Annotated in this window: 11 protein-coding genes and 1 pseudogene; 7 read left to right on the top strand and 5 right to left on the bottom strand. The window is 60.4% G+C overall.

Going from position 1 to position 11,546, the window contains the following annotated elements:
• Positions 1 to 113: 113 nt before the first annotated feature.
• The gene (locus tag QEO92_RS28835) at positions 114 to 1,295 is read left to right on the top strand and encodes a Fic family protein (RefSeq protein ID WP_227705581.1); all 1,182 of its coding nucleotides are present in this window, start codon (positions 114 to 116) and stop codon (positions 1,293 to 1,295) included.
• Positions 1,296 to 1,359: 64 nt separating this feature from the next.
• Here QEO92_RS28835 and QEO92_RS28840 read toward each other — a convergent pair whose 3' ends face one another.
• Positions 1,360 to 2,346, bottom strand: coding sequence for an NAD(P)H-quinone oxidoreductase (locus QEO92_RS28840; protein ID WP_227705582.1), 987 nt, complete (start codon positions 2,344 to 2,346; stop codon positions 1,360 to 1,362).
• Between the two features lie 12 nt (positions 2,347 to 2,358).
• The gene (locus QEO92_RS28845; protein ID WP_037148905.1) at positions 2,359 to 2,895 is read right to left on the bottom strand and encodes a hypothetical protein; all 537 of its coding nucleotides are present in this window, start codon (positions 2,893 to 2,895) and stop codon (positions 2,359 to 2,361) included.
• Positions 2,896 to 3,011: 116 nt separating this feature from the next.
• On the opposite strand from QEO92_RS28845, the gene QEO92_RS28850 reads away from it, so the two are divergent.
• A complete protein-coding gene (locus QEO92_RS28850; RefSeq protein ID WP_227705583.1) occupies positions 3,012 to 3,926 on the top strand; it encodes a LysR family transcriptional regulator in 915 nt (304 codons plus the stop codon).
• 373 nt (positions 3,927 to 4,299) lie between these two features.
• Here the strand turns inward: QEO92_RS28850 and QEO92_RS28855 are convergent.
• The 3 genes and pseudogenes from QEO92_RS28855 to QEO92_RS28865 all read right to left on the bottom strand — a co-directional run.
• Positions 4,300 to 4,647, bottom strand: a pseudogene (locus QEO92_RS28855) (thiolase C-terminal domain-containing protein); the annotation flags it as partial.
• Positions 4,648 to 4,686: 39 nt separating this feature from the next.
• Entirely contained in the window at positions 4,687 to 6,126 is a 1,440-nt protein-coding gene (locus QEO92_RS28860) for an ATP-binding protein (RefSeq protein ID WP_227705584.1), read from the bottom strand.
• The gene (locus QEO92_RS28865) at positions 6,123 to 6,785 is read right to left on the bottom strand and encodes a response regulator (protein ID WP_227705585.1); all 663 of its coding nucleotides are present in this window, start codon (positions 6,783 to 6,785) and stop codon (positions 6,123 to 6,125) included. Before QEO92_RS28865 ends, QEO92_RS28860 begins: the two co-directional genes overlap by 4 nt.
• Positions 6,786 to 6,889: 104 nt before the next feature.
• Here QEO92_RS28865 and dsbD point away from each other — a divergent pair, with 104 nt between their 5' ends.
• From dsbD to QEO92_RS28890, 5 genes are all read left to right on the top strand, one after another.
• Complete coding sequence (dsbD, locus tag QEO92_RS28870) at positions 6,890 to 8,734, top strand: protein-disulfide reductase DsbD (protein ID WP_227705586.1); 1,845 nt, start codon at positions 6,890 to 6,892, stop codon at positions 8,732 to 8,734.
• Positions 8,734 to 9,549, top strand: coding sequence for a TlpA disulfide reductase family protein (locus QEO92_RS28875; RefSeq protein ID WP_227705587.1), 816 nt, complete (start codon positions 8,734 to 8,736; stop codon positions 9,547 to 9,549). Before dsbD ends, QEO92_RS28875 begins: the two co-directional genes overlap by 1 nt.
• Positions 9,546 to 10,241: a L,D-transpeptidase gene (locus tag QEO92_RS28880; RefSeq protein WP_227705588.1), complete on the top strand. Its 696-nt coding sequence runs from the start codon at positions 9,546 to 9,548 to the stop codon at positions 10,239 to 10,241. The genes QEO92_RS28875 and QEO92_RS28880 overlap by 4 nt, the downstream gene beginning before the upstream one ends.
• Before the next feature lies 1 nt (position 10,242).
• The gene (locus QEO92_RS28885) at positions 10,243 to 10,854 is read left to right on the top strand and encodes a DsbA family protein (protein ID WP_037148890.1); all 612 of its coding nucleotides are present in this window, start codon (positions 10,243 to 10,245) and stop codon (positions 10,852 to 10,854) included.
• A gap of 373 nt (positions 10,855 to 11,227) precedes the next feature.
• The gene (locus QEO92_RS28890; RefSeq protein WP_037148883.1) at positions 11,228 to 11,536 is read left to right on the top strand and encodes a type II toxin-antitoxin system RelB/DinJ family antitoxin; all 309 of its coding nucleotides are present in this window, start codon (positions 11,228 to 11,230) and stop codon (positions 11,534 to 11,536) included.
• The last annotated feature ends 10 nt before the right edge of the window (positions 11,537 to 11,546 follow it).

Below are 11,546 nucleotides of genomic sequence, written 5' to 3' on the forward strand. Positions count from 1 at the left end.
ATCAAAGCTCAGGAGTTCAATGTCGACGTTAATTAAGCGCGCTTATCTAAGTCTGTCGATTAATTAAATGAAATGCGTCTTGCTTAAATAACGGGCGCGGCTGATATTTGGTTATGTCTGATTCCCAATCCAAAAACCGCCTGGGTCGTTTCGTCGAGACGGTCGCGGCCAGTGAAACAGTGCGGGCGTTTGTACCCCCGCCGTTGCCGCCCGAGCCGGCGATTGATGTGCTTTCATTGCTAGAGCGACTCAGCTTGGCGGAACGCGCGCTAGGACGCCTGGATGGTATCACAATGCTGCTGCCGAGACAGGAGCTGTTTCTTTATATGTATGTGAGAAAGGAAGCCGTTCTTTCCTCGCAGATTGAAGGCACGCAGTCCACGCTTTCTGATCTCTTGCGGTTTGAGACCGAAGCCCAAGCCGGACAGCCGGTTGATGATATCCGTGAAGTATCCAACTACGTTGACGCCATGATGTATGGTTTAGAGCGGCTGGAAACGCTGCCCATGTCATTGCGTCTGATCCGTGAGACGCACGCCAGGCTCCTACACAGTGGGCGGGGAGGCACCAAGGATCCTGGAGAGTTCCGCCGCTCGCAGAATTGGATTGGTGGGACGCGCCCCGGTAACGCACTCTTTGTACCGCCACCCGTCACTGAAATGGCCGGTTGCCTGGATGCGTTCGAGCGCTTCATGCATGACGACCAATCGCGTTTACCGGCGCTAATCAAAGCTGGCCTGCTGCATGTGCAGTTTGAAACGATCCATCCGTTTCTCGATGGCAATGGTCGCATCGGCCGTCTGCTTGTAACCCTGTATCTTTGCATGAACGGGGTTTTGCGAAAGCCGCTGCTCTACCTCAGCCTCTATCTGAAGTCCCATCGGAGAGAATATTACCGGTTATTGCAAGAGGTGCGTGAGCATGGAAACTGGGAAGCTTGGCTAGACTTTTTCCTGGCGGGCGTTGCCGACACTGCCAATCAAGCATTTGAGGCTGCGACCCAGATCGTCGATCTTTTCAAGGAAGATCGGGAGCGAATCACGATGGAGAGCGATAGAGCAGGGTCGGCCCTTCGTATTCACGAGCTGTTCCAGCAGAATCCTTTCCACACTGCGAACCAGATTGTTCAGATCACGGGTCTTTCCGCGCCAACGGTCAATGCCGCACTTGCTGATCTGGAGCGTTTGGGCATCGTTGATGAGGTGACCGGCCGCAAACGCGGCCGCGTGTTCAGCTATCAGCGATATCTTGCAATCCTGAACGAAGGCACCGATCCCTTGCCCCTCAGTTCATGAAAATAGATGGGTCAAAGGTTCGATTTTCATCAAGGCGATTGGTCGGACGCGCCGTGTGCCTGCGTCATTCAGGAAAATCAGTCAGAACGATCTTCCCAAACAACCCGCCAGCCTCCATCCGGCGATGGGCTTCCGATGTAGCCGCGAGCGGATATACCGCTCCGATGACCGGCTTAAGCACTTGTCCCACCAGCGGCAGTACTTGTTCTTTGAACCGGCGAATCATTGCCCTTTTTTCCGATCGTGACCTCGATTTCATGACCGTGCCAATCAGTTGCAGGTGGTTGTGAAGAACGATGCCGAGTGGAATGATGGCGTTATCATCGCGCCCCAACAGGCCCACTTGGACAAGCCGACCACCGGGAGCAAGACTACGAATGTTGCGGGCGAGGTAGGACCCGCCGACAAAGTCGATGATCAGATCGACCCCGCGAGACGCCGTCGCATCAACAACTTCCGCCTCGAAATCCACCCGCTTGTAATCAAAAACAGCATCGGCGCCAAGTGACAGCACGTTGTCGATATTGCTTGCCGAAGCAGTGGCCAGGACAGTGGCTCCGGCAGTCTTTGCAAGCTGGACGGCAGCCGATCCGATACCGCCTGCAGCAGCATGAACGAGAACGGTCTCGCCTTTTGCGACTTGTCCGAGATGTGCAAGCGCTTCCCAGCCCGTGATGAAGCTTTCCATAACTGCGGCAGCCTCCATGAAGGACAAGCCGGCCGGAATGGCAACTGCCATTCCACTATCGACGCGCGCATACTGGGCATATGCGCCCCCACCAACGATGCCCATGACACGTTCCCCGACAGCAAAACCGCTAACGGTGTCTCCAATGGCCACGACTTCGCCAGCGACCTCAAGCCCGAGAATAGGGCTGTCTCCGTAGCTCTGCAAGCCATAGACGCCTTCGCGTTGAAGAAGGTCGGCGCGGTTGACACCAGCCGCCACGACCTTGATCAGAAGATCGTCTGGGCGCAATTCGGGGATGGGTGCATCGGCGAGGCGCAGAACATCCGCGCCTCCGAAGTCATCGAAGATGATCGCCTTCATTTGGATATCTCCTTACTTGGAAAGGGCCCGGCGGGCGATGCTTGCAGCAAAGAGAGGTGTCTCACGACTGTTGTGGTCGCCGCCTGCGGCCTGACGTGCTGCTGCAGCATCTTCGAATTTGATGCTGTGCTCGCTGAGGAAAGCCATGAACACATCCGTCGGATGGGCGGTAACCCTGTTGGTATAGCGGGTCCTGCCATCGTCGATCTTCTCGGCAATCAGTTCCCAAACGACATTGACCTGGGTCCGGCCGTTGGCTGTGAAGACATCGGAGATCGAGTTCATGCGGCAGTAGGCAGGCTCGGCGACCTCAGCCACATAATGCTGCACGACGAGGCCCGAGCCGATCTGCTCAACATTGATCGACATGCGACGACCGTCGTCGGTCCATGTGACGCCGGCTGCAATGTGATCAGGCGGGCAGCAGCGCAGGTATTCGGCTTCGGGCAGGGTGAAGAGCCAGTCGGCAATGTCGATCTTTTCGAGCGGAACGTCGATCTCTGCGGAATAGGCGGACTGGGAGAGAATTGTATCTAAGACCTTGACCATTGGAGTGTTCCTTCTGTTTGTTGGGCTGCCGCCCGTTGACGAGAAGGAAAGTGCTCCGGATGCCCGCAGATGATAACGAACTGAATGGTCGAAACGGTTTTGCGCTGTAGGCAAAGATGAGAGACCCACGGTTCGCAGAACATCTCGCTGTTTACGTCGATGTTGTCCGCAGTGGGAGCTTCTCTGCTGCCTCTCGGCGTAGGGCTGTCACGCCTTCGGCTGTCGTTCGACAGATCGATTCGCTCGAGCAGGACCTGGGCGTTACTCTCCTTGTTCGCTCGACACGGGCGTTGTCATTGACGGATGCGGGCCGTCACCTCTTTGAACGCGCCCAGCGCCTGCTCGATGATCTGGCCGATACCCATGCCGAGGTTGCCGCCTTCGATAGTGCGGTCAGCGGCACGCTACGGATCGCTTGTTTCCCGACTTTCGGGAAACGCTATGTTATTCCTGTTCTCGCCTCGCTAGCGCAGGAACACCCGGGCCTGCATGTCGAGCTGGATCTTACCGAGCGGCTGGCTGATCCCGTGGCCGAACGGCTCGACCTAGTGGTGAGGATGGGGGAGCTTGCGGACAGCTCCCTGATTGCCACGAAGCTTGCTCCGCTTGACCGCATCCTCGTTGCAAGCCGTGGCTATGTCGAACAGCATGGCGAGCCGGAAGACGAGAATGCGCTCCGCCATCATCGCCTTCTCGACAAGCTCCATGGCAATGATCTGCTCGGATGGTCTGACATTCTCGGAAGCCCCGCCGGCGAAGCCTGCAAACAGGTGGCTTTCCGGTCCGATGATTTTGAAGCGCTAAATAGCGCCGCGATCTCCGGAATGGGGGTGGCCTTTTTGCCAAGCTGGGTTTCGGGGCCATCCGTCCAGGCAGGTGATCTCATCCGGCTGAAGCTCCGCGGCGAGCGATGGAACGAGCGATCGTCAAGCATCTATCTCCTGCGTGCCCTCCAGGTGCCGTCCGCCAAGGTCAGGGCGTTTACGGAAGCACTCAAGGCCCATATCGGCGTACCGCCGCGGTGGGGTTGAAGTGGGGAATAATAACGGCCGGCAAATCAAAAGCTTATGAAGTCAGTGCTCCCACAACTTGTAGAGTGACGGTTCGATTCTCATCAAGAACCCGCAAATAAAACGGTGTTTTTCGCTCCGAAGTTGCAGTGAGCGCGAAATTGTCGGCTACGAAGCGTTATCGGGTTGTGGAGGAGCTTCAACTTCGCCCACCATTGGATAATGTTTGGTAAAGCTCCAGCAATGTTATTCGGCGCTAAGCGAATGCACCGCAATGCTTCCGGCAAGGTCAGTAGGGAGACAACGAGCCTGAAAACGTCTCTGCCGCCTTTACAGCCTCCAAACAGTGTGGGTGCTGCCGATCTGCCGATTTCTATGCAGATTTAAGTCGTTATCAAGTTCCACCAAGAATTGTTATGGAGCAGACATTCTGGGCCGGTCCGCCGCCGAGATTATGCGTCAGCGCTTGTTTCGGATCTCTGAGCTGGCGTTTGCCGGCCTGGCCGGTCAATTGCAGCCAGGCTTCATAGAGCATGCGAAGGCCCGATGCGCCGACCGGATGGCCGAAACATTTCAGGCCGCCGTCGATCTGGCAGGGCAGGCTGCCATCTGCATCATAGAGACCGTCGAGCATGTCCTTCCAGGCGCGCCCTTCGGTGCTGAGGCCGAGATCCTCCAGTGTCACCAGTTCGGTGATCGAGAAACAGTCATGCAATTCGGCCATGCCGATGCTCTCGCGTGGATCGGTGTCCGGCGGAGGGGATGCGAAGCAGTTTTACGATCATGGCGCGCTCCTGATCGGCAACTCGATCCTGCCAGCGGGATGCTTCAACTGGACGCGGGTCTGAGACCGTCGGAGCGGAAAGCAGGCTCTTGCTGTAAACCAGCGGCCGCCTCTCTCGAACGTCAGGCTGCCCCCGAGACGATCGAGCGCCATCTGGACGATCGACAGTCCGAGCCCGCTCCCGCGGCCATGGGCCTTCGATCCTCTGAAGAAGCGTTCCGTGACACGCTGCTCTTCCGCTTGCGGGATTCCCGGTCCCTGATCCAGGATCTCGACGAAAGCCTCACTTAGACCCGCGACGATGCGGCACCTGACTTCCTCGCCTTTCGGCGAATGCTGGATGGCGTTCTCTAGCAGATTGCGGATCGCCAGACGGACCAGGACCCTGTCACCTCGCAGAATGGTCGGGCGCTGCGTCTGATCGGCGAGTTCCACCGCCACGTGGACGTCGTTGGCCGCAAGCTGCGTCTCCAGTTCCGAGGCGATCTCGCCGAGAAGGACGGCGATGTCGACTGGCTCGTCTGTAGAGACACCCTGCGACGCATCTATGGCGGCAAGATCGATAAGCTGCCGGACCATCCGGCTGGTTCGGTCGACGCTGGTGGAGATGCGCGATAGCGCCTCGCGCTGGACGTTCTGGTCGTCGGTCCGGAGAGCGATCTGCGCTTGGGTCTTTAGCCCTGCGAGCGGCGTCTTCAGTTCATGGGCGGCATAAGCCGTGAAGCTCCGCTCGCGGTCGCGCGCTTCGGCCACGCGACCGAACAGGCTGTTCAGCGCCCGGATGACCGGGCGCACTTCCTGCGGGACCGTGCCGTCGTCGACCGGATGCAGTTCGGAGGCGGAACGGCCTGCAAGTCCTTCGGCAATGCGGGTCAACGGAGCGAGGCCGCGACCTACACTCAGCCAGATCAGAGCCGCCAGGACCGGGAGAATGACGATTCCGGGAAGAAGAAGCCCCTTGATGACGTCGCCGATCAGTCGGTCACGGATTTCGAGACTGTCTCCGACCAGCACGCGAACGCCCAGCGATGGATTGACGACGGCATAGACGCGCCACCGCTCTCCGTCGATCTCGGTCTCCTCGAAGCCATTCGTGTGGCTGGCCAGCGAGGTCTCGGGCGCGCTCTCGGACCGGCTGACAAGGTTGCCTTGCAGCGACCAGATCTGACAGGAGAGCTGCCGGCTGTAGCTGCCGCTGGCTTCCTCGAACGGTGGAGGCGGAGCATTCGCGGTTGCCGCGTCTGCCGCCGCGGCAGGATCTATCCGATGATCCGTGATCAACGAACTCACCATCCGCGCCGCTTCCATCAGGCGGGCGTCGAGGACGCGCTCGACCTCGGCCTGGGTGCTGGCGTAGATCCAGGCCGCGGCGAAGAGCCAGACGGAGCCGGTCGTGGCCAGCAGGATCGCAAAAAGTCTTACCCGTATGGAATTCATTGCGCCGCCCTCAGCCGATAGCCCGCGCCACGCACGGTCTCGATAATCGACGCACCGAGCTTGGACCGGAGCTTGTGAACATGAACTTCGACGGTGTTGCTTTCCACTTCCTCCTGCCATCCATACAGTTTCTCCTCGAGGTTCGACCTGGACAGGATGACTCCCGGCGTCTCCATCAACGCCCGCAGGATTACGAACTCCCGTCGGGAGAGGGGGACGGCGATGCCGGCACGCGATGCAGACATACGTGCCGGGTCGAGGATCACGTCCTTCCATTCGAGATGTCCGGCAGCCCTGCCGTGCCCGCGGCGCACGATGGCGCGAAGTCGGGCAGCGACCTCGTCGAGATCGAAGGGCTTGCCCAGATAGTCATCAGCTCCGGCATCCAGTCCCGCGATCCGATCGGCGACCTCGTCCTTTGCGGTCAGGAGGAGGACGGGTGTGCGGTCGCCGGATCGGCGCATCCTTGCCAGCACGTCGAGCCCTGATCCGTCGGGAAGCATGAGGTCGAGAATGACAGCGTCGAAGCTGTCGGCATCAATGGCCGCGTCGGCGTCGGCAACCGAGGTCACGACATCGACCGTGAAGCCGCACATCTGCAGCCCGACCTTCAGACCGTCCAACAGGATCTCGTCATCTTCAACCACCAGCAGGCGCATCACATCCTCATCGCAGTTCGTTCTCCCCCTGCTCCCGTCACCTTAAGGCTGCCTTAAGGTTGGGAAGCGAGACCGCCGCTCCAACCAAGCTACGGAGCGGAGCCTTGCGTTTCTTCCTGTCGGTATCATGTTTCATTCTGACCTTTGCCGCCGCCGCGGCCGCGCCTGTCATTGAACCGCCGCTGCCCATGGAGAAGGCTTTTCGTATGGAAGCCCGCCGCGACGGTCCTGACATCGCATTAAGATGGCAGCTTGAGGACGGCTACTACCTTTATCGGGAATATCTGAGTGCGACGGGCGACGACGGAAAGCCTGTCGAAATGTCAACTCCGCCCGGCGTCATCAAGGACGATCCCGGATTTGGAAGCACCGAGGTCTACTACGGCACGGCCACCGCGACTCTCGTCGCCCCGACGGCGGGTATGTTAAAGGTGACCTACCAGGGCTGCCAGGACGGCGGTCTCTGCTACCCTCCGACCACGGTCGATATCGATCCCGCTACGCTCGCACAAGCTATGGATCCGGCTGCTGACGGGCCAGTTTCGCCAGCAAGGCCTCAGTCACAGGCAGCCTTTCCACTCGTGTCCAAGGCGGCGGCGGAGCCGGTCGACGGTCCGGGCATCCGCATATCAGACCAGTCGGCCAACGGGGTGGTCGGTTCTCTCCTCGACCGCGGCGGCGTGCTGTTTCTGATTGCTGGGTTTCTGGGTCTTGGCGTGCTGCTGGCATTCACGCCATGCGTGTTTCCGATGTACCCGATCCTCGCAGCGACGCTTTCGAGGGAAGGCGAGAGCCTTTCTGCCGGACGCGGATTTGCCTTGTCGCTGACTTACGTCCTCTCGCTCGCTGCGGCCTTCAGCCTCTTCGGCGTCGTCGCCGCGTGGTGGGGCCAGAGCTTCCAGGTGGCACTGCAATCGACCACCGCGACGCTCGTCGTCGCCGCCATCTTCATGGCGCTCGCCCTGTCCAGCTTCGGGCTGTTCGAGCTGCAGCTTCCCTCCTTCCTCAGGAACCGGGTCGCGCCAGCCCGCGGTTCCGGGGGGTCGCTGGCGTCTTCGGCGGCACTCGGGTTTTCCTCGGCGCTGGTGATCGGCCCATGCGTCACGGCGCCGCTAGCAGGTGCGCTCCTCTACATCGCGCAGACAGGAGACGTTGTTCTCGGCGCGACGGCACTTTTCGCACTCGGCGTTGGCAAGGGAATTCCGTTGATCCTGATGGGGACGTTCGGCTCGGGTCCTCTTCCCCGCGCGGGGCAGTGGATGGAACGCGTCCGGCAGGTCTTCGGGTTCCTCTTCCTCGCCACCGCTGTGTGGCTTGCGGATGGTCTCCTGCCGGCCGGCACCGGTCTGCTATTGTGGTCTGTTCTGGCGATCACCTTCGCGGTCTTCATCGGCGCGTTCGACCAGATGAGACCCGAGGCGGGTGGTGCCGCGCGGCTTGCCAAGTCCGCAGGCCTCCTCGCAGGTCTCTATGGGGTCCTGCTGGCGATCGGCGCATTTTCGGGCGCAACCGATCCCTTGAAACCTCTCGCGCCCATCGCCGCTGCGCGGTCCGATACGACAACGGCGAAGAAAATCATCAAGGACTCGTTCCAGTCCGCCGCCTCGGCCGCCGAGCTGTCCTCGCTGCTGAAAGCCGATGCAAACGGCGCTCCGTCGCTTGTCTATTTCACGGCCGACTGGTGCGTCACGTGCCGGGTGATCGAGCGGTCCGTCCTTTCGGACGCCACGGTGGCAAACGCGCTTGAGGGCGTTCGCCTGATTTCCGTCGATCTCAGCAAGATCACCGAGGCCAACCGGTCGCTGATGAAGGAACTGCAGGTCATCGGTCCCCCGACGATGCTGTTTCTGGACGCCGGCAACAACGAAGTCCAAGCCAGCCGGCTGGTCGGTGACATCACCACGCAGGCCGTCGCCGCCTCTGCCGCGTCGCTCAAGGAAAGCCTCTGATGAACGCCGTATCTTTCGGCCCTTTCGCGTTCGATGCGGAACGATTCGCTGCCATCGTGGGCATGATCGTGTTTCTTGCCGTGGCCGCCGTCCTTGCGCACCGGGTCGACGACAGGCTCGGTCGATGGTCGTCGTGGACGACGCTCGCGGGTCTCGCCGCGGCGCGTCTGGGGCATGTCCTGCAGCATCTCGACAGCTTCGCTTCAGAGTCTTGGCGCGTCCTGGCTGTGTGGCAGGGCGGCTTCTCCTGGAGCGGAGGCGTAGCAGGCATGGCCCTGATGATGGTCGTGCTGTTCCTGAACAGCCGGAAGCTTGTCGCATGGGGTGCTGCAAGCGTTGCGGCGGGCGTCCTGGCAGCAACGGCGACCGCGGCATTCACCTATTCCAGCACGCAGATCCCACCTATGGCCTCCACTTTCCGAGCCCTGACCGGCACCCAAAGCACGGTCGGCGGCAAGGGACATCCCACGGTGCTGAACCTGTGGGCGACCTGGTGCCCGCCTTGCCGCCGCGAGATGCCGATGATGGCCGAACTCGCCGCCAGAACGTCGGATGTCGGCTTCGTCTTTGCAAACCAGGGAGAGCAGTCGGCAACAGTGGCTGACTACCTTCGGAACGAGAACCTTGAACCGTCGGAAGTCGTGCTCGATCCGCAGCTTCTCCTGAGCCGCCATTATTCGGCAGTCGGGCTTCCCGCCACGCTCTTCCTGGCAGCCGACGGCACACTGATCGGATCCCATCTCGGCGAGATCTCCCGCGAGGCTCTCGCGCAGAAGATCCAGGAACTTAAAACTCAGGAAGGAATATCGGAATGACACCTGCCCGAGTGATCGCTCCGCGGCTCCCGCTGATCGCGCTGCTCCTGGTCATGGGGCTGTCGGCCTGTGCCCAAACGGCTTCGGAACCTCCGAAAATCGAAACCCCGAAGGGGGATCCGTCCCTGGCCGGCATGTATGCGCCGATACAAGATGGGAAAGAGACCATTCCCGGCGTCGATGTCTCCAAAATGGATCCGGGGAACGTCCGTCAGGTGGTGGATTACAAGACCGGATATCCGCCGGGCACCATCGTCGTGGACCCCTATGCCAGGTTTCTCTATCTCGTCATGGAGAACGGTAAGGCGATGCGCTACGGCGTCGGCGTCGCCAGGGCCGGCATGGAATTCAAGGGCGAAGCCGATATCGCCCGCAAGGCCCAGTGGCCGGGCTGGGTGCCGACCCAGAACATGATCAAGCGCGATCCGGAGCGCTACGGCCCTTTGGCGGCGGGCCTGGAGGGTGGCATCAGAAACCCTCTGGGGGCACGTGCCCTCTATCTCTACCAGGGAGGGAAGGACACGCTCTACCGTATCCACGGGACCAATGAGCCGTGGACGATCGGAAAGTCCGTGTCCTCAGGCTGCATCAGACTGTTGAACCACGACATCATCGATCTTAACCGCCGCGTGCCGAAGGGCTCGAAGGTTGTCGTGCTCGGACCGGAAGAATCTGGAAAAGGAGAAGTATGAAATGATCACCCGCAGAAACCTGCTCGCCGTCACCGCCGGCGGCGCCGCTCTTGGCGCCGTCCTCCCGCGCTTCGCCTTCAGCCAGGAGATCACCGAGAAGACCGTCTTCCATGATCCGGACGCACCGGTTCTCGGTAATCCCGGAGGCGACGTCACCGTCGTCGAGTTTTTCGACTACCAGTGTCCCTACTGCAAGAAGATTCATCCGACGGTCGAGAAAGTCGTCCGGGAGGACGGCAATGTCCGGCTCGTGCTGAAGGATTGGCCGGTCTTCGGTGGCGCCTCGATCTTCGCTGCCCAGGCTGTTCTTGGTGCGGCACAGATCGGCAAATACGAGACAGCCATGGAAGCCCTGATGAAGACGACAGGAAAGCTGACGGAAGAAGACGTCGAGAAGGCCCTCACGGGCGCGGGCCTCACCATGAAGGAGATCGCGGCGGCCGTGAACACGCACACCGCCAAGATCTCCGGTCTTCTTGACCGGAACTACAACCAGGCGCTCGCCTTCAACTTTGCAGGCACGCCTTCGTTCGTGATCGGGCGTACCACGTTCGCCGGAGTGCTCGACGAAAAGGGGCTGAAAGAGGCGATCGCCGAGGCGCGGGCGGCTTGAGCGGATGGATTTGACGACGTACCGGTTCTCGAAGCAGACCCCGGCAGGGCTTTCGTCGGTCAATGCCCAGGCGGCATAGGGAGCAGCGCAAGTCAGCACCCGTCGTCGCATAAGGCTGCCGTAAAGCGGGCAGGCTTGGAAGCGGCCTAGGAGATCAACAGAGAGTACCAACATGGCATACGACATCAGAACCGAGGCGAGAACGAGCTATTCAACCAGAAGCCGGGTAGTCAGCGTGCTCAGGTCGCTTCATCTCCCGACTGCGAGCACGCAGATCTGCGGTCCTATGTATGCAGAAACATCTCCCGCATGTAGAGAATGCTAGTATTTGTCATTCGATTGCATTACATTTTGCCTGAAAGAGGAATCGCTCATGGCCGCAAATGCTCTTGTTCAAACTCGCATCGATGCCGAGGTCCGGGATCGTGCGTCCGCCGTGCTTGAAAGCATGGGGCTGACAGTTTCAGATGCCGTGCGGATCCTGCTGACCCGAACTGCCAACGAAGGCTCTCTCCCGCTTGAGCTCGTGACTAGCAGCGAGGGACATGATGCCTGGTTCCGGTCGAAGGTGCTCGAGGCGCTGAATGACACCCGGTCCGACATTCCGGACAATGAGGTCGAGGCCCATTTCGCGGAGCGTCGAGCAGCGGCCCGGCGCAGAGCACGCGACCTGAAAACGTGAAGCTCGTCTA

Origin of the sequence: Neorhizobium petrolearium (assembly GCF_029854435.1) — a bacterium.
In the GTDB taxonomy this organism is placed as follows: domain Bacteria; phylum Pseudomonadota; class Alphaproteobacteria; order Rhizobiales; family Rhizobiaceae; genus Neorhizobium; species Neorhizobium petrolearium.